The organism is Corynebacterium ammoniagenes DSM 20306, from assembly GCF_001941425.1.
Classification (GTDB): domain Bacteria; phylum Actinomycetota; class Actinomycetes; order Mycobacteriales; family Mycobacteriaceae; genus Corynebacterium; species Corynebacterium ammoniagenes.
Genome location: NZ_CP009244.1, coordinates 2,117,816 through 2,138,295, shown reverse-complemented (window position 1 = coordinate 2,138,295; position 20,480 = coordinate 2,117,816). Strand labels below are relative to the sequence as shown.

General features: G+C 55.5%; 17 protein-coding genes and 2 tRNA genes. 12 read left to right on the top strand and 7 right to left on the bottom strand.

Going from position 1 to position 20,480, the window contains the following annotated elements; translation table 11 throughout:
• Nucleotides 1-10: 10 nt before the first annotated feature.
• From CAMM_RS09805 to CAMM_RS09795, 3 genes are read left to right on the top strand one after another with little or no spacing between them, the layout of a single operon-like run.
• Entirely contained in the window at nucleotides 11-1,117 is a 1,107-nt protein-coding gene (locus CAMM_RS09805) for a potassium channel family protein (RefSeq protein ID WP_050759858.1), read from the top strand.
• Nucleotides 1,118-1,846, top strand: coding sequence for an NAD(+) diphosphatase (locus CAMM_RS09800; protein ID WP_003847416.1), 729 nt, complete (start codon nucleotides 1,118-1,120; stop codon nucleotides 1,844-1,846).
• On the top strand, nucleotides 1,843-3,921 hold the full coding sequence (locus CAMM_RS09795; RefSeq protein WP_003847418.1) for an ATP-dependent DNA helicase UvrD2: 2,079 nt from the start codon (nucleotides 1,843-1,845) through the stop codon (nucleotides 3,919-3,921). The genes CAMM_RS09800 and CAMM_RS09795 overlap by 4 nt, the downstream gene beginning before the upstream one ends.
• On the opposite strand, the gene CAMM_RS09790 is transcribed toward CAMM_RS09795, so the two are convergent.
• On the bottom strand, nucleotides 3,918-4,784 hold the full coding sequence (locus CAMM_RS09790) for a TOMM precursor leader peptide-binding protein (protein WP_003847420.1): 867 nt from the start codon (nucleotides 4,782-4,784) through the stop codon (nucleotides 3,918-3,920). The two genes, CAMM_RS09795 and CAMM_RS09790, sit on opposite strands and share 4 nt — an antisense overlap.
• A gap of 66 nt (nucleotides 4,785-4,850) precedes the next feature.
• Between CAMM_RS09790 and CAMM_RS09785 the strand changes: the two genes are divergently transcribed.
• On the top strand, nucleotides 4,851-5,372 hold the full coding sequence (locus CAMM_RS09785) for a M48 family metallopeptidase (protein WP_040355415.1): 522 nt from the start codon (nucleotides 4,851-4,853) through the stop codon (nucleotides 5,370-5,372).
• Nucleotides 5,373-5,375: 3 nt separating this feature from the next.
• On the opposite strand, the gene CAMM_RS09780 is transcribed toward CAMM_RS09785, so the two are convergent.
• On the bottom strand, nucleotides 5,376-6,824 hold the full coding sequence (locus tag CAMM_RS09780; RefSeq protein ID WP_003847424.1) for a zinc-dependent metalloprotease: 1,449 nt from the start codon (nucleotides 6,822-6,824) through the stop codon (nucleotides 5,376-5,378).
• Nucleotides 6,825-6,905: 81 nt separating this feature from the next.
• Here CAMM_RS09780 and CAMM_RS09775 point away from each other — a divergent pair, with 81 nt between their 5' ends.
• Entirely contained in the window at nucleotides 6,906-7,973 is a 1,068-nt protein-coding gene (locus CAMM_RS09775) for a YlbL family protein (protein ID WP_040355417.1), read from the top strand.
• A 22-nt stretch (nucleotides 7,974-7,995) separates the two neighbouring features.
• Here the strand turns inward: CAMM_RS09775 and CAMM_RS09770 are convergent, their stop codons facing one another.
• Nucleotides 7,996-8,655: a hypothetical protein gene (locus CAMM_RS09770; protein WP_003847428.1), complete on the bottom strand. Its 660-nt coding sequence runs from the start codon at nucleotides 8,653-8,655 to the stop codon at nucleotides 7,996-7,998.
• A 58-nt stretch (nucleotides 8,656-8,713) separates the two neighbouring features.
• On the bottom strand, nucleotides 8,714-9,244 hold the full coding sequence (locus CAMM_RS09765) for a PPA1309 family protein (protein ID WP_040355419.1): 531 nt from the start codon (nucleotides 9,242-9,244) through the stop codon (nucleotides 8,714-8,716).
• A 123-nt stretch (nucleotides 9,245-9,367) separates the two neighbouring features.
• On the opposite strand from CAMM_RS09765, the gene CAMM_RS09760 reads away from it, so the two are divergent.
• The 3 genes from CAMM_RS09760 (at nucleotide 9,368) to CAMM_RS09750 (ending at nucleotide 12,968) form a co-directional block, all read left to right on the top strand.
• Nucleotides 9,368-12,322 (top strand): UPF0182 family protein, encoded by a 2,955-nt coding sequence (locus tag CAMM_RS09760; protein WP_003847434.1) that lies wholly within the window; start codon nucleotides 9,368-9,370, stop codon nucleotides 12,320-12,322.
• A 196-nt stretch (nucleotides 12,323-12,518) separates the two neighbouring features.
• Nucleotides 12,519-12,595 (top strand) — tRNA-Met (locus CAMM_RS09755).
• A gap of 296 nt (nucleotides 12,596-12,891) precedes the next feature.
• A tRNA-Met gene (locus tag CAMM_RS09750) sits at nucleotides 12,892-12,968 on the top strand.
• Between the two features lie 60 nt (nucleotides 12,969-13,028).
• Here CAMM_RS09750 and CAMM_RS09745 read toward each other — a convergent pair.
• Nucleotides 13,029-14,165 carry a YkvI family membrane protein gene (locus tag CAMM_RS09745; protein ID WP_040355421.1) on the bottom strand — a complete coding sequence of 379 codons (1,137 nt, stop codon included), beginning with the start codon at nucleotides 14,163-14,165 and terminating at the stop codon, nucleotides 13,029-13,031.
• Nucleotides 14,166-14,677: 512 nt separating this feature from the next.
• Here CAMM_RS09745 and CAMM_RS13130 point away from each other — a divergent pair.
• Complete coding sequence (locus CAMM_RS13130; protein ID WP_040355423.1) at nucleotides 14,678-15,898, top strand: S1 family peptidase; 1,221 nt, start codon at nucleotides 14,678-14,680, stop codon at nucleotides 15,896-15,898.
• 93 nt (nucleotides 15,899-15,991) lie between these two features.
• On the opposite strand, the gene hisN is transcribed toward CAMM_RS13130, so the two are convergent.
• Both hisN and CAMM_RS09725 read right to left on the bottom strand, forming a co-directional pair.
• Entirely contained in the window at nucleotides 15,992-16,774 is a 783-nt protein-coding gene (gene hisN / locus CAMM_RS09730; RefSeq protein WP_003847444.1) for a histidinol-phosphatase, read from the bottom strand.
• Nucleotides 16,767-17,600 (bottom strand): inositol monophosphatase family protein, encoded by an 834-nt coding sequence (locus CAMM_RS09725; protein WP_040355425.1) that lies wholly within the window; start codon nucleotides 17,598-17,600, stop codon nucleotides 16,767-16,769. Before CAMM_RS09725 ends, hisN begins: the two co-directional genes overlap by 8 nt.
• A 70-nt stretch (nucleotides 17,601-17,670) precedes the next feature.
• Here CAMM_RS09725 and prfB point away from each other — a divergent pair, with 70 nt between their 5' ends.
• From prfB to ftsX, 3 genes are all read left to right on the top strand, one after another.
• A complete protein-coding gene (gene prfB, locus CAMM_RS09720; RefSeq protein WP_003847448.1) occupies nucleotides 17,671-18,774 on the top strand; it encodes a peptide chain release factor 2 in 1,104 nt (367 codons plus the stop codon).
• Between the two features lie 84 nt (nucleotides 18,775-18,858).
• A complete protein-coding gene (ftsE, locus tag CAMM_RS09715) occupies nucleotides 18,859-19,548 on the top strand; it encodes a cell division ATP-binding protein FtsE (RefSeq protein WP_040355427.1) in 690 nt (229 codons plus the stop codon).
• A gap of 3 nt (nucleotides 19,549-19,551) precedes the next feature.
• On the top strand, nucleotides 19,552-20,454 hold the full coding sequence (gene ftsX, locus CAMM_RS09710; RefSeq protein WP_003847452.1) for a permease-like cell division protein FtsX: 903 nt from the start codon (nucleotides 19,552-19,554) through the stop codon (nucleotides 20,452-20,454).
• The last annotated feature ends 26 nt before the right edge of the window (nucleotides 20,455-20,480 follow it).

Below are 20,480 nucleotides of genomic sequence, written 5' to 3'. Positions count from 1 at the left end.
TTGTAAGGCAATGGCAGCACGCGTGAGACGGATGAAAAACCGTATCGTAGACTCGTTTCGGCCAGCAGTAGAGCTGTCCTCACAGCCTGATCATGCGCTTATTGATGTCATCACGGTGCCGCGCAATTTAATGGCGAGCCCGTGGCGAAAATTAGCCATGCGCTTGATGTGGGCTTTCGGGCTTTTAGTCTTTGTCACGGCCGTGGTTTTTATCGACCGCAAAGGTTATAGCGAAGACCTCACGGTCATTGACGCGGCGTATTATGCCGCCGTTTCCTTAACCACGGTGGGCTACGGCGATATCGTGCCGGTGACCCAAGAAGCGCGACTGGTTAACTTGCTGGTCATCACCCCAGCGCGCCTGGCCTTCCTGGTGTTATTGGTCGGTGCGACCTTGTCGGTGCTGACAGATCAAGCACGCCGTACATTCCAAATCACACGTTGGAGAAAAACTTTGCGTAACCACACCGTTGTTATCGGCTATGGCACCAAGGGTGCCGGCTCCGTTGCCGCATTGCTTGCCGATGGCATCTCACCTTCTCAAATCGTGGTCATTGACCAAGACCGCGCGGCGCTTGCCAACGCGGAACACCATGGCCTGGTCACTGTCTCTGGCTCCGGCACCAAAGCGGACGTGTTAAAGATTGCGGGCGTGGCGCATGCGCAAGCCGTCGTGGTCACACCGTCCATGGATGACACCGCGGTGCTGTGTACCTTGGCCGTGCGTGAGCTGGCCCCGTCGGCCAAGATTGTGGCGTCCGTGCGTGAGTCCGCGAACCGCCATTTGCTTTTGCAATCGGGAGCAGATTCCGTGGTGACTTCGGCAGAAACTGCAGGACGCTTGCTGGGACTTGCCACCGTAACCCCGACGGTGGTGGAGATGATGGAAGACTTGCTGTCACCGAATGAGGGGTTCTCCGTTGCAGAACGCGCTGTACGGGAATATGAGGTGGGCTCAAACCCACGCCACTTGGTCGATATTGTGCTGGCCGTGCTGCGCAATGGGGAATTGATCCGCGTGGATACAGCCGGAGCCTCAGCCATTAAACCCGGTGATCGCTTGCTATACATCAAGCACACCACCGAAGATCCCGCTGAGATTATGGATGATGAATAGATGTTTGTTCCGGTGACGGAAACAGGGCTGGTGCCGGTTGATAGCACCGGCCAACCCATCTTGCTAGACGCTCCAGCCGACAGCATGACCGTGCGGGTCAACAAACACCCGGAGTTGTGGGCTTGCGCAATTTCAGAAGAGCAGGCGCGGAGCTTGGGCACATTAGCCTCCGCCCGGAATTTCTTAGATGACCGGCTGATTACCCGCGCGATTGGGATGATGAAATATCGCTATCTCAACCGCTTTGATGCCGTAACCGGCCAGCGTTTAGAGTTTCCCGGCACAGGCGTGGTGGGCTTGCCGGAAGAGCGCCGGGGCATGCTATTTCCACGAGTCGACCCAGCTGTGATCTCACGCGTGCATCATCCCGAAAAAGACGCGATTTTAATGGGACGGGATAAAAAGCGGCCGGACTTTTTCTCACTGATTGCAGGATACGTCGATATTGGTGAATCCCTCGAGCAAGCCGCCGCACGCGAGGTTAAAGAAGAGACAGGCTTTGACGTTGTGGACGTCACGTACGTTGCCTCGCAGCCCTGGGTGCTGTCTGGTTCTTTGATGGTGGGGTTTAGTGCTGTGGCCACGTATGAATCTTTGATACTTCCTGGCCCGCGTGATGGCGAATTGATTGAAGTGCGGTGGGTGGGAAAGACTGAGTTAGAAGATGTGAATCTCCCCGGCAGTGGTTCGATTGCGCATAAGTTATTAAAGGAGTGGTATTCGCAGTGAGTTCCTTCGAGTTAGATTTGGAGGCGTTGGACGATGACCAGCGCGTTGCTGCAACCGCCCCGCGCGGCCCAGTGTGTATTTTGGCGGGTGCTGGAACGGGTAAAACCCGCACCATTACCTACCGGATCGCGCACATGGTCGATCAAGGTTTTGTCTCCCCGCAGCGCGTGCTCGCCGTAACCTTTACTTCCAAGGCAGCAGGGGAGATGCGCGACCGCCTGCTTTCGATGGGGGTGACGGGCGTGCAAGCCCGTACTTTCCACGCAGCGGCGCTGCGTCAGTTGCGGTATTTCTGGCCGCAGGTAGCTGGGGATTTACCGTGGCGATTGGTGGATAATAAATTCCCGATTGTCTCTCGCGCGGTCCGCAATGTCGGCATGGATCCATCGAAGGAAACCGTGCGCGATATTTTAAGTGAAATCGAGTGGGCGAAGGCCTCGTTGATTTCTGCTGATGGCTATGTCGAAGCACTCAAAGCACACGACCGCATTGCGCCGAAAGACCCACTAAAAGTGGCCAAGGTCTATCAGCGCTATGAGGAATTTAAGTCCCAGCCCGATGGCATGTTGTTGGACTTTGATGACCTGCTTATCCACGTGGCTGGAGCACTAGAAAATGCCCCTGCGGTAGCAGAAGAATTTCGTCAGCAATACCGCACCTTTGTCGTTGATGAGTACCAGGACGTCACCCCTTTGCAACAACGCGTGCTCAACGCGTGGCTGGGCGAGCGCGATGATCTCACCGTGGTGGGCGATGCCAACCAGACCATTTATTCCTTTACTGGGGCATCGCCGGATTTCCTCCTGGATTTTTCTAAGACCTATGACAACGCCACCGTGGTCAAACTGCAGCGAGACTATCGTTCGACACCGCAGGTGACAGACCTTGCCAATACGGTGATTGATAAAGCAGTGGGACGCGCCGCTGGCACGCGCTTGAGCTTGGAGGGTATGCGTGAGCCAGGCCCGGTGCCGAAGTTCCATGCCTATGAATCCGAAGAAATTGAAGCTAAGGAAGTCGCCGGAGAAATCCTCACCCTGCTCAACCAAGGTGTCGCTGCGAGTGAAATCGCGATTTTATACCGTACGAACTTCCAGTCCGCAGTCTTTGAAGAAGCTTTGGCAGATGCCGGCATTGTCTATCAGGTCCGCGGCGGGGATGGCTTTTTTCATCGACAAGAAATCCTCGAGGCAACCCGCTCGCTACACCGCGCTGCGCGCCGCACCGATCTGCCGAACGACCCGGTAGCGATTGCGAAGGCCGCGTTCGTGGACATCGGGCTATCTGCTACCGAACCCGAGGGCGCACAGGCACGCGAGCGCTGGCAGTCCTTGAGCGCCTTAGTGGATCTGATCTCCACTATCGTGCGAGACCACCCAGGCATTGACCTGCCCGGGGTGATTGTGGACTTGCAGCGCCGCGCGAGCAATAAGCAGACTCCCACCATGGAAGGCGTGACGCTATCCACCTTGCACGCCGCGAAAGGCTTGGAATGGGACGCGGTCTTTTTGGTAGGGCTGACAGAAAAGCTGCTGCCGATTAATCAAGCGATTAAGGCCCAAGATGACCGCGGTGATGATGAAGCCATTGAAGAAGAACGCCGCCTGTTTTATGTCGGCATCACCCGTGCTCGCATCCACCTGCTGTGTTCCTGGGCGCTAGCGAAAACTACTGGTTCTCGCGCATCGCGTCAACGCACGCGCTTTTTGGACGGCGTGGTTCCGGAACTGGGGGACTCCTCGGCGCATAGCTCCCGGGTCTCGCGCCCGAAGCGCTGCCGGGTGTGCAATGGATACCTCAATGCGCCGGCAGATAAAGTACTTGGCCGGCATGAGACCTGCGAATCTTTGGCCGATGAGGAAGTCTTTACCGCCTTGCGCCAGTGGCGGGCACGGGTATCGAAGGATATTGGCAAACCCGCCTACGTAGTCTTTACTGACGCAACCCTGCTGTCTATCTCGGAAGCCCTGCCGACTGATAAAAATAGCCTGCTATCTATCTCCGGGGTCGGCCCACGCAAAATTGAGCAGTATGGTGATGAAGTCCTTGAAGTCATTCGCGGTGTGCGCAGCTAGGCATTAAAACACGCTGGGCACTGCTGGTGCGGGCCGACCAGTTGGTGTTGGGACTTGCCGTAGATATCAATATCAAAAAGCTCCCCGGCATAAAACCGCCGATGGGGCGCGCCGGGTGGAAGCGGCCGGCCCGCCAACCAATCAATAATGACAGCCGCCTGTGCGGTCACTGCGGCGAGCACTTGTTCATCAGGAGCGATGGTGGTTGTTGCCAACTGGCGGGTAATGACGGCCCAGCGCGGATCAAAAGCCGCGCGATGCAGCTCAAAACATAACGGGCATGGCCCCGAGCCTTTGATGCGCAACGGGCCGATGAAGCCGCGGGCATCGACAATCGAAATCGGCATCCACGAGCACGCGTCCGGCAGGGCATGCAGCGCGGCCGCTATTTCCGGGGCCTGGTGCAATTGGTCAATGGCAAGTACAACCGTGCCTGGTTCCATGGTGGATAAATACACCTGGAGAGATTCCCAATCCAGAGGGGAGCGCACTCCCAGCCCGCGGGCAAAGCACATTTGGCGAATGCTGGCCGCTAATGGGGAATCACCCAAGACCACTATGCGCGGGCTGGTGTGCAGTGCGCGCATGATTCGGTATTCCACTAAATCATGCAAGAGACTGCGAGCCGCCAACATCGTCATGCCAGCTGCGGCAAAGGTGCGTTCCCACTGAAACTGCGTGCGCGGCTGGTCGTGCTGTGCGGTGCGCAAAACATCGACAAGCAAAGCGGCATTCGGTGACTCAATAATTCCTGCGCGAGTGGAATCCAACCCGAATTGAATATGCGTGCTATCGCGTAAGAAAATGCCAATATCTGGGCTTAAAATAAAGTGTGTGCGCTCGCTAATATCTACATCAACCATGTCTTACCCCCGTTTAAGCTCAGTCTGCCACGAAGCAGAATAAAGCGCAGGATAATATTGGCTCTTATGTCGAGTAGCTCTGAAATGCCTGTCAAAGTTATCCGCTCTGCCAAACGCAAGCGGACCGTGGCAGCGCGCCTGAACGGCGGAGTTTTAGAGGTCAGAATTCCTGGTTGGATGAGCAAAGGCGAAGAAGCCGACGCTGTCGCGGATATGCTCTCCCGGGTAGCAAAACGCACCACTACCCAGCACACCTCCGATGAGCAACTGGCCACCCGTGCTCACCAACTCAACGCCAAGTACTTGGAAAACCGGGCGAAGCTGGGATCAATTCGGTGGGTGAGCAATCAAAATACTCGCTGGGGGAGTACGTCCCTAGCCACAGGAGATATTCGTATCTCCGACCGGCTGCAAAAGGTACCCGACTATGTGCTGGATTCGGTCATCATTCACGAGCTCACCCACACCTTTATCCCCGGTCACCCGAAGGAATTTTGGCAGTGGGCAGATAGGGCACCAAAAGCAGAGCGCGCAAAAGGCTATTTGGAAGCCTTCGCGCGCTTTGGTCATGCAGAAGAAGCAGACTAACTGTTACTTATCGTCAGAATCGGAGTCAGACTCGCCTGAATCATCGTCTTTCTTCTCAGTGTTGTCAGATTCGTCGGTCTCTTTTTGTGAGTCCTTGTCTGACTTATCCAGCTCGGCATCTTCGCTTGCGCCGGAATCACCATTGCGGAGCATTTCCTCCAGCTTGGCAAACTCTGCATCAAAGTCATCCGATGGGTTGTCATCGAGCAGGCCGTCGATAAAGGCAGCTGGGTTATCCAGGTGCTCCGCGGACGGCAGCAGGTCTGGGTGATCCCATACGTGGTCACGCTTATCGATGCCAACAGCAACAGTCGAGCGGCGCCACAGCTCGGTGGCGGCTTCGACCTTCGGGGCGCCAAATTCAATGCCGACAACCTTGGCGAAAGCCTTTTCTGCAGATCCGCCGGAGTCACGACGGTTTTGCCATGCGCGTGCCATCGCAGGGGTGGATGGAATGCGCGTGCTCAGCGCTTCGTTGACCACGTATTCAACCCAGCCTTCAACCAGAGCCAGCAGGGTTTCCAAGCGGGAGACTGCCGCAGCATTGCGGGAGGAAATCCGTGGGCTAAGGTCCATGCCTTGCAGCTTGCCGATGGCATCCTGAATGGCCTGTGGATCCCCAGATTCCAAGTTGAGCTCGCGGGTGGCCTCTTCTAAGTGTGAGGTGTCAATTTCCAGGCCAATGGCGTATTCCTCGACGGAAGATACCAAGCGCTCAACCAACCAAGGCACGTGCTTAAACAGACGCTGGCGTGCGGCTTCGCGCGCTGCGATATAAACCAAGATCTCTTGGCTCGGCACCTTCAAGTCGCGGGCGATGGACTGAATATTGTGCGGCAAAATTGCATTAACGCCGGTTGGTGCAACGGGAAGCCCAAAATCAGAGCCGGTGAGCGCCTGGCGTGCTAAATCACCTAAGGCGTGACCGAGCTGCATGCCAAAATTCATGCCAGACATCTGCGTCATCATATTGGCAATCGGGCCCATCATTTCACGGGCCTCTTCGGGCATGGACTCTAATTGCGCATCTGCCATGTGCTGGGCGACAGGGGAGACCATGCGCTTCCACATGGGCATGGTCTTTTCCAGCCAGGTCTGGGCATTCCACGCTTCGGTAGAAGCAGAAGCAGTAGGCAGCGTGGTGTGCTCATCCAGCCACAGGTCAGCTAAACGCACGGACTCTTCGACCGCGCGGGTATCGTCTGCGCTAATAGCCTTTTCCGAACCTAATTGCTGGCGCGCGATGCGCTCGGCCATGTCATAATTAACGGGGCCTGAACCCTCTGGGGAGTTCATGGAGCTGCCCATGCCAGATAACATCGCGCCGAACTGATTAAGCATATCGCCTAAGCCGCCGCCACCTGTTCCGCCGAAGTTAAAACCAAATGGGTTGTTGCGATTGTTTTCGTCGTCGTCATCACTGTTGAATGAAAATCCGAATCCATTACTCATACTCCCAATGTACCCAGTATGAGTCCGATATCTCCATGGTGATAGCTACGCTGACAGCGAACAAGGGTAGGGTATTTTGGCGTGAGTACACCGTCGAACCGTCGATTAACCACCTTGGCCTTGGGCGCAGTGCCTATCGTAGCCCTAGGTGGGTTAATGAGCATTGACCATATTCCGGGCACAGATATTTCTCTAACCGTGCCGTATGCGGCCCAGGGGCCGGGACCAACCGTGGATACCTTGTCCAATGTTGAAGGAAAAGACGTCGTAGAAATTTCGGGTGCCGAGACTTATGACACCTCGGGACAGTTGAATATGACCACGGTGGCCGTGCGTACCAATATGTCACTGTCGCAGGCCATCGGCCGGTGGCTAACGACTAATGACACCATCGTCCCGTTGGAAACCGTCATTCCGACCGGTACGTCCTCCGAGGAAATGCAGCAGGCCAACGAGCAAGCCTTCGTCCAGTCGGAGGCAGCAGCTACGGTCACGGCGATGGATTACCTCGATATCCCAGTCCACGTTGTCGTTGCTGGGGTGATGGAAGAATCGGCTGCCGTCGACGTGGTCAAGCCACAAGATGTGGTCTTAGCTGTCGATGGCCAGGACGTGGCAGAACCAGCAGAAGTTCAAGAAATCATTCGCGCCAAATCGCCTGGCGATGCCGTCACGTTGACCTTAGAAAACGACGGCAAAAAGCGCGAGGAAACCGTGACTTTGGGTGAGCATCCGGAAGACTCCAAGATTCCATTGCTCGGGGTGACCATGACCTCGGCACCACGCGATGGCATGAACGTCACCTATAACCTGCAGGATGTGGGCGGGCCTTCAGCCGGCATGATGTTCTCTTTGGCTGTCATCGACAAGCTGACCGAAGAAGATATCACCGGCGGTCATTTTGTGGCCGGTACTGGCACTATTGCCGAAGATGGCACAGTAGGACCCATCGGCGGAATTGAACACAAAATTGATGCCGCTGAGGAAGCCGGCGCGGAGCTATTTTTAGCACCAGCAGCCAATTGTGAAGCAGCAACCAGCCGCGATGCCGGCGATATGGTCATCGCGTCGGTGAACAACCTCGACGACGCAGTTCAAGCGATGGACGATTTTGCCCATGGCAAGGAAGTAAACACCTGCGCCCCGTAGGAGCACAGGCTGGCGTCAAAGCCTATTTCTTGGGGTCGTACAGGCCTAGCTCAATGAGGCGGTCTTCCGGATCTTCTTGATCGGTAGACAGCATTTGCTGAACGACAAGTCCGTCTTTGTTGTCCACAACGGTAAGCACCGCGGTGCTGCCCAAGGTTGACCAACCAACCACGCGGTCGCCGCTATCTTCTAAGACCGTGGAGCTGCGAAGCTCAGTGAGCACCTGCGTGGTTTGTGTTGCGCGGTTCGACGAAGCCGAAAATTGCAGCTGCCCGACCTCAGGGCCGGAGCAGTTGTAGTTATTATCCGCGCCCACCGAGTCACAGGAGTCAAACTTTTCAAAGAGCTCGCGTGGTGCAATTGAGCTGAAGATTTCATAAGCAGCATCGATGTCATCGCTAAAGCCACTTGCGCTTGTCGATGTCGTCTCCGTCGGCTCTTCCGACTCCGATTCGGATGGATCAGCGGACTTACTTTCGGTGCTGGTTTCCGTTTCTGAGGAGGATTGTTCAGTAGAAGTTTCTTCAGACGAGCTTTCTACCTCAGACGATGGGGAAGCTTCCGTGGTCTCCGGAGCGGGAGCTGGAGCAGGTTCTTCAGAAGTGCCGCATGCAACAAGAGTGGCTGCCAAAAAGACGGCGCCGGTGAGTTGAATGATGCGCGGCTTGCGGGATTTAAGCACAGGAACCTGCTCCTCATATAATGCGTTAATTTTGCTTTTTACAGTCTAGACGAATGGGCTACAGCAACTCATCTGGGTCTTGTTCCAACCCATAGCGTAATGCCGCGACGACACCCGGTGCGACGTCTGGGCCGCCGCGAAGTTGAATATCATCTTCAGCAAACGGTCCCGCCTCAGCGAGTTCTTCTTCCGTTGGGCGAATCTGCAATACAGTCAATTCCAAGCCTTCTTCGCGCAAACAGCCTGAAAAAAGTCTGGCAGGACGTGGCTCGGCATCAGGCGCAGCAGTATCTTTGAACACAATTTCTTGTGCGAGGACCGCACCTTCGACCTGACGTGGCCACGCAATCCGAGAGACATATTCGGCAAGCTCTTCTGAGCCAGGGAGAATATTGTCTGGAAGATTGTCCTGAACAACCAAGGTCAGCGGGGCAGAGGAGTCATCCAACTCGATTTGGTCGACGACCAATTCCGTAGGAACCAAGGCAAAAAGCGTTGGGGGAGCCTCCCAACCTTCCGCGTGAACGAAGTCCACGGCTTCCATCATCGCTTTGTTTAATGCTTGTTGATTAAAACCTGGGGAACTCATAAGCAACCTCATTCGTTAGCTAGATGGTACTGGCCGTAAAATTGGCCAACTAATAGACAATTTTGGCATACGATTTGATTGGAGCTGGCGTTGGTTTCACATACAGCCCAACCCTCCGCCCCTATGAAACGACCGCCGCGCATATTGGCGTGGGTGCTCGGTATCATCGCAGCAATACTTTTCATCGGACCATTGTTCGTTGGAGTGTATACGGACTGGAAGTGGTTTGGCGCAATTGACTACCGCGGGGTTTTCAACACCGCAATCATTGCACGAGTAGTACTTTTCATCGTGACCGCGGTAATCGCTGGTCTCATTGTCTGGCTCGCCGGCTTTTTCGTATGGCGTGGTCGACCAGATAACATGGACCTGGGAGATTTGAACTCGCCGGTCTATCAGTACCGCCAAGCCATTGAAAAATCTGTCGGCACCTTCCTGAAGGTCTTGCCTGTCATTATCGGCTTGATCACGGGCTTTATGATGCAAGGCTCCTGGCGCACCGTGTTGCTGTTTATCAACGGCACGGATTTCGGTGAAACCGATCCCCAGTTCGGCCTTGACTACGGCTTTTATGCCTTCGATCTTCCCGTACTGCAGATGATTGTCTCGTCCTTGTCTATGCTGACAATCGTTGCGTTGATTATTGCGTTGGTCGGTCACTACGTCTTGGGCGGAATCCGCATTGGCAACCAAGCCGCCGGCGTCAAGGGCTCTTTGTCTAAGCCTGCGCGCGTGCAGTTGGCTGTCACCGCAGGTATCTGGATGCTGCTGAAAGTCGGTGACTACTGGCTGGATCGCTACGAGTTGCTGTACAACTCCAATGACATGTTCTCTGGTGCCTCGTACACCGACTTGAACGCGCAACTGCCAGCAAAGATCATTTTGATGGTCATCGGCGTCTTTGTTGCCGTGGCGTTCTTCGCGGCAATCGTGCTGAAGGATCTGCGCATCCCCGCACTAGCTGTCGTACTGATGTTGGTATCCGGCATTGTTATTGGTGGTGCTTGGCCAATCTTGATGGAGCGTTTCTCTGTCCAACCAAACCGTCAAGCCAAGGAAGCGGAGTCGATTTCACGAAATATTGAAGCGACCCGCTACGCCTATGGCCTTACCGACGAAGAAGTCACCTACGTGGACAATTGGGGTGCCGAGGACGTCTCCGATGAGAAGGTCGCAGCTGATGAAGCGACGATTTCCAACCTGCGTCTTCTGGATCCAGACATTTTGTCTCCAACCTTTACCCAGATGCAGCAGCTGCGTAACTTCTATGGCTTTGCTGACACCTTGTCGATGGACCGCTACATCGTCGACGGCGAACTGCGTGACTTCGTAGTTGCCGCCCGTGAGGTTGACCCGAACGCTCTGCGTGAAAACCAGCAGAACTGGATTAACCGCCACACTGTATATACCCACGGCAATGGCTTCGTTGCAGCCCAGGCAAACCGCGTTGATGAGGTTGCACAAGATGCAGGCTCTACTCGCGGTGGTTTCCCAGTCTTTAACGTCTCCGACTTGCAGACCAAGGCCGGCGAAGAAGCTGAAGGTGAAGGCGAAACCCTCGATGCTGAATCCGAATTGGGAATCAACGTGGAGCAGCCTCGTATCTACTACGGGCCAGTAACCGCTTCGGCTGAGGATAGTGCGGACTACGCCATCGTCGGCGATACCGGCAACGGTCCAGTGGAGTTTGATACCGACAACTCCACCTTTACCTATGACGGTAAGGGTGGCGTGGACATTGGCAATATGTTTGACCGCGTTGCTTATGCACTGCGCTACCAGGAAATGAACCTGCTGTTGTCAGACCGCGTCGGTTCGGAATCCCGCATTCTCTACGATCGCGACCCTCGCGAGCGTGTAGAAAAGGTAGCTCCATGGTTGACCACCGATTCTGAGACCTACCCAGCTGTGGTCGACGGTCGAATCAAGTGGATCGTAGATGGCTACACCACCTTAGATAGCTTCCCGTATGCACAGAGCGAAAACCTTACGGAAGCTACGGCCGATGCCTTGAATGCGCAAGGTACCCAGCAGCGTCTCATCTCGGACGAAGTGGGCTACATCCGCAACTCCGTCAAGGCAACTGTTGATGCCTACGACGGCACGGTGGAAGTCTACGAGTTCGATCCGGAAGATCCAGTGCTGAAGGCTTGGGAGGGTGTCTTCCCAGGTGTTGTAAAGCCTGAGTCGGAAATCTCCGATGAGCTGCGTTCTCACTTCCGCTACCCGCAGGATATGTTCAAGGTGCAGCGTTCCATCTTGGCGCGCTACCACGTTGATGATCCAAACGTGTTCTTTAACAACGACGCCTTCTGGTCTGTCCCCGCAGACCCAACCGGCACCGACCAGGAAAACCTGGACCAGCCTCCGTACTACGTGGTAGCTGCCGATCCAGAAACTGGAGAGCCAACCTTCCAGCTGATTTCTTCCTTCCGTGGTCTCTCGCGTGAGTTCTTGTCTGCTCACATGACTGCATCCTCGGATCCAGAAAGCTATGGCGATATCACCGTTCGCGTGCTGCCAACGAATACCCAAACCCAGGGTCCAAAGCAGGCGCAGGACGCGATGATGTCTTCGGACCAGGTTGCACGAGACATGACGCTGTGGCGCGGTTCTAACGACCTGCATAACGGTAACTTGCTGGCTCTGCCAGTAGGTGGCGGCGAGATTTTGTACTTGGAGCCGATTTACTCACAGCGTAAGGATCAGGCCTCGGCCTTCCCGAAGCTGCTGCGTGTACTTGTGTCCTACAAGGGTCGTGTCGGTTATGCACCAACCGTTGATGCTGCACTGGAGCAGGTAGGCATTGACTCTGATGCGGCTCAGGACATCGAGGTCGTTGATGATGGCGGCGACGCCGGCGCTGATGATTCCTCCGAGGATGAAGCACCAGCACAGGAAGATACGCCATCTGCACCGTTGCCAGAAAATGCTGATGCAGCAATGACTGCCATCAACGAAGCATTGACTGGATTGGAAGAGGCACGCGATGGCTCCCACGCGGAGTACGGCCGTGCACTGGATGAACTGGACGAGGCTGTTCAGCAGTTCCAGGACATGCAGAACTCAGCAGAGTAATCCTGCAAGCAGCTACATGAGCTACAACCAGTAGTCTCATGTAACCGCCACACCAAGTGCGGGTCACCCTTCAAGGGCGGCCCGCACTAGTGCTTTTATAGCGTGATTTGGGTCTTTGCAGGCTGATGTGTATAGTTAAACAAGTCGCCAACGCTTGAACTTCAAGCAAAGCACAAGTGAACTTTAGGTTCATCGTCGCGGGGTGGAGCAGCTCGGTAGCTCGCTGGGCTCATAACCCAGAGGTCGTAGGTTCGAATCCTGCCCCCGCTACCAATTGCAAAGTAACCGCATTCAGTCATTTTGACCGGATGCGGTTACTTTTTCGATCATCTGCGAGTGCTGGGCTCCCAGAAGAAGGGCCCCAATCGCACTCCGTTTTACATACCGTGTTTGCTCTCTGGCCCATGAGTCAGTGGCATGGGAACCAGGCTCCATTTTTGCTTTCATAAGGCAACGGGTCCCGATCGAAAGGCTGATTGGGAAAGTTCGTTGCCCGGGATTTTGTCTGTGGTGCTGTTGTTGATATGGTTAGTGCCGTGCCATTGACATGCATTGTTGATGACAATCGGCGCGGGGTGGAGCAGCTCGGTAGCTCGCTGGGCTCATAACCCAGAGGTCGTAGGTTCGAATCCTGCCCCCGCTACCAATTTCAAAGACTGTCCCCCTTTTCCTTCGGGAAAGGGGGACAGTCTTTTCTTTCTTCTTTTTAGTTGCTGCGAAGACGCAGGGAGATTTGGCGGTAGGCGAGCATCCCAAAGAATACGAGGCCGAAGTAGCCAATCGAGGGATAGACGAAGCCGACGAGCTCCGCAAAAGGCAGCTTGAGTCCACCGATGAGGGCGACGACGGTCAGCGCCAGGCACACGATGGTGTAGGTACGGCGGGACTTGATGGGGAATTGGTCCGCGACTGTCCACAGCATTGGTGCAGCGGTGGAGTAAATGCCCAAGAGAATGATGGCGGAGAATATGTAGCCCAGCCAGGGTGCGATATTGATGCCAAGTGTGACCAACGGGGTGTCGTGGTCATAGACCAAAGGCAGTGTTGCCAGCAGTGCCAAGGCGCAGGTTCCCATGACGAAGGCGTAGATAACTCCCGTTAAGACGCCCGGGCGCACCGTGGAGGACAGCGAGGTGTCTTCCCGGCCAAGGCTGGTCAGAAATGGCACGGCGATGATCAAGATGGCGGTGCTGTACAAAATGGTGCCAATGAACCAATTCTCGCTGGCCTTGGCTGGTGGGTACTTGGCGAGGTTTTCGGTGGCATCAGCTAGCGCAGGGAAGTTCTCAATGAGCACCCACAGTGCAACCACGCCGATGATGACCACGATCAGTGGTCCAATGCGGCCGATGATCTCAACTAGGTTGTGGAAACCAAACATCAAAGTTATGGCTACGACGACTGCCATACCGGTGGCGCCAACCCAAATGGGAAGGTCGAAGACATCGCCAAGCAAAGCTCCAGCCCCGGCGAACATCGTCACCGCGATCATGAACACGAAAACGGGGACGCAGAAACGAAAGACCGTGCCGAGTGTCTTGCCGCAGATGTCAGTAAAAGGGTCGCTGGTGTCGTTGCGGTGGTTTCGACCCCACTCGGTCAACGAGCTCAGCAGCCAGGAAAAGAGCAGCAGCACGATGACGATTGCCGCCATGCCCCACCACCCGTGCGCGGTGAAATACTGCAGGCTTTCCTGGCCTGTCGCGATACCCGCGCCAATGAAAAATGAACATTGCGCACCGGTGAAAAGAAGAATGCTTTTTAGCTTGTGGCCGGGAGCAGGCGAGGTAGATGACAGTGGGGGCGTAGTCCTGCTGAGAGTCGACGTAGTGCTACTGGGCATGCAAGATTCCTCCGAAGATTGGGTGATGAATAATGAAACGGCAATTCACGTGGCGGCGAGTATCCTCAATCCGCGCCAAATGTGAACTGAATTAAATTCATGCCTTTAATGGTTGTGCATCACGTCAAGAAAGTCATTGGCAAAGTGTTGAATATTTCTTTGACATATGTCGTAAGCGCTAGTGGCAGCGGGGTGATTGTCGCGAGTGGCGCTGGAGGCTGGAAAAGCCCGTTTCTTTGGGTTCGCTGTGGGGAATTGTTCTAATCGGGGGTAGTAAAAGGTGCCTTCGGGTGGTGTGACTTATTTCAAATGCAGCGTGGTGACCTGTGTATTTAAGGCAGTGATGGCGAAAACTGCAGGTGGGATTTTCAGCGAAGTATTACGGCAATGTAACGCTTGAGATTTCCAGGGGACGCGGCTTCTGTGCGCGTGACAAGATAGGGGATGCCAGTGTGGTGTGATGCCGCACGAGGAATTAATTGCGTGAGATGTGGAAATGAGGCAATAAGCTTATGCGCTGTATGCCGCACCTAAAAAGAGTCTTAGTGGGCTCGGCCTTTGCAGGTGCCTTTTTTATTGGAGCCCCAGCTGCCGGAGCGGCGGATGCCGGAGCTGCTGAACTACCGAATCCGGTCGTTGACTCGGCGGGGTTTGTAGATCATGTTCGTGGGGAGTTGTCATCTGTCGGCGTGGATACCCCTGAGGTGGACGCACAGGTCACCGATGCGGTCGATGATGCGCTCAACCAGGTAGTACCGCAGGTGCCCGAGGTACCTGAGGCCCCGGCAGTGCCGTCGGCGCCAGCGGCACCGGTCGCGCCGGCTGCGCCGGCAGTTCCGGAGGTGCCAGAGCTTCCGGTGCTTCCGGAGGTTGAGGCAACGCAAGAGTTTGCCACGGACTTGTATGACCAGGCGGAGGCGCTGACTAATCCGAACCCGATTGGTCTGCAGGAATTGACCCAGCCGGAGTTCAAGCCAGTGCAGGTGGATCCGAACTACGTGTGGCGCAATGACATGTTTTCCAAGGTTGCTGCCGGCAAGCCTTTCGATGACTTCGTCTTACACCGCGCGCCAGGGTCCTTCTTTGATGCACCACGCGTGCCCGAAGAATCCAACCGGGCGATGACGCAGGGCAAATCACTGTATGGCCCAGGCACTCCGATCTACATCAATGATCAGACCATGTGCACGCTGACGATGGCTGGCACCGATGCCGAAAGCCGCAAGGTCGGCGTGACCGCGGGACACTGCGCTGAAGTCGGCGATTCGGTAGCGTCTGCTGATTCTTGGCAGGTTGGCCCCACCGGCACCGTGGTGTCAAAGAATGCTGCGTTGGACTACTCCGTGATTGAATTTGGCTCTGATGCAGAAGTCACCAATTCCTATAACGGTGTGACCGCGCATGGTGTTGGCAGCGATGTGCAGCCCGGTGATGTCGTGTGCAAGCGCGGCGTAGCTACGGGCACTACCTGCGGTATGACCTTGATGAAGGACGATAAGATCCAACTCAATCAGGTCTGTGCCACCGTCGGTGATTCCGGTGCGCCAGTATTTCGCAATGGCCAGATTGTAGGCGCCATCTCCGGCGGCATCCGCCCAGGCAACATAGGCGTATCCTGCATTACGCCGTTGCAAGGTGCACTCCATGTTCCCACCGTGGTTTCGAATTCTGATGCGGTAATCGCAGATATGAATCGTCGTGGGGGAGTAGGCGCAGGCTTTAAGCTGGCCTAGCCTTAAAAACCTTTCTGACACGAATAAGGTCCTTGAAGCAATTGCTTCAAGGACCTTTATCTGTGCGTGGCCAATATCAGCCACGCGGTTACGTTATTTGCTGAGCTTGTCCAAGACCTTTGAGTGCAAGAGGCCATTGGTGGCTACTGCTGAGCCGCCGGCTGGGCCGTCGACGCCTTCTAGGTTGGTGAATTTGCCGCCAGCTTCGGTCACCAGCAGCGAAGGGGCAGCCAGATCCCACAAGGACACTTCTGGTTCGGCGCCGATATCGACTGCGCCTTCAGCGACAAGGCAGTAGTTCCAGAAATCGCCGTAGCCGCGCAAACGCCAGGTGGATTGGCTCAAATCGATGAAGTTATTGAGCAGGTCGCGCTCAGTCCAGCCTTCGAGGGAGGAAAAGGCCACGGAGGCATCGGCAAGCTTGGAGACCTGGGAGACTTTCAGCTGCTTTGGCTCACCGCACCAGACACGGAATGCACCGGCGCCTTTCGATGCATACCAGCGCCGACGCAGTGCCGGGGCCGAGACGACGGAGACGACGGGCTCGCCATCTTCCAAAAGCGAAATCAGCGTCGCCCACACCGGGACGCCGCGCACGTAGTTCTTGGTGCCATCAATTGGGTCAATAACCCACTGGCGGCCAGAGGTGACCGGTTCGCCACCGAATTCTTCGCCTAAGACTTCATCCTTTGGACGGGCCTTTTTTAGTTCCGCGCGCAATTTCTTCTCACACGCTAGGTCGGCATCAGAAACTGGGGTCATATCAGGCTTTGATTTCACCGAAAGATCAGTGGCCTCAAAGCGATGCATTGTGACAACATCAGCGTGACCGGCCAGCTCGAGTGCTAACGCTAGGTCTTCTTTGTACTTACCCACGAAGGAAGTTCTCCATTTCAGAAACTACTTGCTGGTTTCCAGCGATACACCATTCAACTCCACCTGCTTCTACTTTGGAAGTTGCACCCCCGGCAGCGTGGACTAATGCCTGGCCAGGCAACCAATCCCAGTCTGGAACAGAGTGCTGCATCCATGCCCCCATGGACCCATCAGCAACAGTGGACAGATCCACAGAACCTGCGCCGAGCATACGCACGGAAGCAAAGTTTTCCGCAACCGACAACCAGGCATCGCGAAGCTGAGCATCGGCCATAAACCGTGGATGCAAGTAGGTGGCTAGGCACAATTGCGATGCAGGGGCATCGTCAAGCTGTGCGACTTCTTTGCCATCCAACGAAGTGGGGAAGTCCCGGCCGCCAAACCAGGTATAGCCCATGGTGGGACGGTGGACCGCGCCCATAACAGTGCCCTGCTCATCAGTCAGTGCCAGGGCTGAGCACCAGTAATCAGAACCATTGGAGAAATTATAGGTGCCATCTACCGGATCAATGACCCAGGTGCGGCCTGATTTCGACTCGCGCTGTGTGCCTTCTTCACCGATGATGCCGTCATCGCCACGGATGGCCTCGAGCACTCCGGCAACGAATGTCTCGGCCGCGCGGTCGGCTTCGGTAACGACATCGGACACGCTGGTCTTTTGCTCGGTAGAAATTCCCTGTTCGCGCATGCGCCAGGCTAAACGTCCCGCGTTGTACACCAAAGCTTGGGCTAGGTGTGCGTCGGTGTCGTCCACGTGGGCAACGATAAACGTCTTGGTGATAGCTGCGAGCATCTCTTCAAAAGTGGGCTGAGCTGATTCAGTCATGCCCGCTATTGTTGTCGCTTTATCAGGTGATTGCGAATCGAAATGCCCGTTGGCGGTAGACTCTAGTGCCATGCAACCGGATATTTCTGCAGCGATTGATCATCTTTCTGCCACCTTGACCACGATTGAAAAGGTCATGGATCCGCGTGCCATGGAAGAAAGGGTGCGTGAGCTGGAAGCTCAGGCCGGTGATCCTTCGTTGTGGGATGACCCAGACCATGCCCAAAAGGTCACCTCGGAGCTGTCTTCTACCCAAGCCAAGCTGCGTAAGCTTTCTGCATTGCGCGGCCGATTGGAAGATCTGCCGGTGATGTATGAGCTGGCAGAGGAAGAAGGCGATGCATCGCTTGCCGATGACGAGCTCGACGCTGTGCGTGACGCCGTAGAAACCCTCGAAGTCACCACCATGCTCTCTGGCGATTATGACCAGCGCGAAGCCGTCATCAATATCCGCTCTGGTGCCGGTGGTGTGGATGCCGCCGACTGGGCAGAGATGCTCATGCGCATGTACACCCGCTGGGCGGAGAAGCATGGGCACAAGGTAGATGTCTATGACATTTCCTATGCCGAAGAAGCCGGTATTAAATCGGCCACCTTCGTCGTACATGGTGAATATATGTACGGCACGCTCTCCGTAGAACAAGGCGCTCACCGCTTGGTGCGCTTGTCACCTTTTGACAATCAAAACCGCCGCCAGACCTCTTTTGCCGAGGTAGAAGTTCTGCCCGTGGTGGAACAAACCGACTCCATTGAGATTCCCGACTCGGAGGTACGCGTGGATGTCTACCGCTCCTCCGGCCCTGGTGGGCAGTCCGTTAACACCACGGACTCGGCAGTGCGCTTGACTCACGTTCCCACCGGGATTATGGTGACATGCCAAAATGAGAAATCGCAGATTCAGAACAAGGCATCAGCCATGCGCGTGCTGCAGGCGAAACTTCTAGAACGCAAGCGCCAAGAAGAACGCGCGGAGATGGACGCGCTTGGCGCCGGTGGCAATGCTTCCTGGGGTAATCAGATGCGCTCCTATGTCTTGCACCCGTACCAGATGGTCAAAGACCTGCGCACGAACCACGAAGTCGGCGATCCATCCAAGGTGCTGGGCGGCGACATCGATGATTTCTTGGAAGCGGGAATTCGCTGGCGGATGGCGGAGCAGACCGCGCAGAGTTAGAAATGCTGAGAGTCCGATAAGTTTCGGCTGTTAGTTGCCGGATTTTGGTTTCAGAATGCGGCGTATGTTGCTAGTGTGGCAGCTGTGATCGCGTTTGAGAATGTAACCAAGGTGTATAACACCTCCACTAGGCCGGCGTTAAATGATGTTTCTTTTACCATCGAAGATGGCGAATTCGTCTTTCTCATCGGCCCATCAGGCTCAGGTAAATCCACCTTCTTGCAGCTTATGGTGCGTGAGACCAACCTGACTGAGGGCGATATCTACTTTGACAAGTTCCACGTCAATGAACTCAAAGGCACCGAAATTAACCGCCTTCGCCAGTCCATCGGATACGTTTTCCAAGACTTTCGGCTCCTTCCGAAGTTGGATGTCTATTCCAATGTCGCTTTTGCGTTGGAGGTAATCGGGCGGAAGAAAAGCCGCATCGAAAAGCAAGTGCCTGAGGTGTTGGAAATGGTGGGCTTGGGCTCGAAAGCACACCGCATGCCTGCTGAGCTCTCCGGCGGTGAGCAGCAGCGCGTTGCTGTGGCACGCGCTTTTGTCAACCGCCCGAAGCTTTTATTAGCCGATGAGCCCACCGGCAACTTGGACCCCGGTACGGCCGATGAGATTTTTACCCTACTGAATCAAATCAACCGCCACGGCACGACCGTGGTGATGTCCACGCACAATGCCCGCGCGGTCAACGATGCCCGTCAACGCGTTATTGAGCTGAGCAACGGCAGCTTGGTGCGCGATGAATACAACGCAGAATACGGAGAGGCGAACTAAATAATGCAGATCAAATTTGTCCTCCGTGAAGCGTTCAAAGGTCTGGGCCGCAACCTGACCATGACCATCGCCTTGGTGATTACCACCGCGATTTCCGTGGCTTTGGTTGTCGCCGGCGTGCTGGTGTCCAATATGGCGCGTGAGACCCAAGACATCTACTTAGAGCGCGTGGAGGTGATGATCCAGCTGGATGAGGAGATCTCCACCTCGGATAATGATTGCTCCAGCGACGGTTGCCGCGAAGTCCGCGAGATTCTCGAAGCCGACGATGGCGTGGAATCTGTCACCTACCGCTCCCGGGAAGAGTCCTACCAGCGCTTTGTGGAAGTCTTTCAAGACACAGACCCGGTATTAGTGGAAGAGACCTCTCCGGATGCGCTGCCGGCGGCATTGCACGTGCGGTTGGTAAACCCCACGGACACAGAGCCTATCGATGCGGTTCGTGACCTGCCGCAGGTCGACACCATCGTCGACCAGGTCGAAGAAGTGCGCTCTGCCACGGATAACCTCAATTCCATTCGCAATGCGACCTTTCTCTTAGCCTTTGTGCAGGCAATCGCCGCCATCTTCCTGATCGCCAACATGGTGCAGATTGCTGCCTTTAACCGCTCTACGGAAATCGGCATTATGCGCATGGTCGGTGCTTCTCGCTGGATTACCCAAGCGCCATTCGTCCTCGAAGCGGTCCTTGCGTCCGTCATCGGCGTGATTCTTGCGGGCCTGGGCGTCTTTGCAGCGAAATCCACCATTATCGATTCTGCCTTGGCGTCTTTGTACCAATCCCAACTGCTAGCACCTATTCAAACCGCAGATATCTGGGTCTCGTGGCCGTTAGTGGGTATCGCGGCAATCCTTGCCGCCGCGGTGACCGCGGCGATTACTTTGCGCGTTTACGTGCGCAAGTAATTATCCCCTGCGGCACTAAGAGTAAA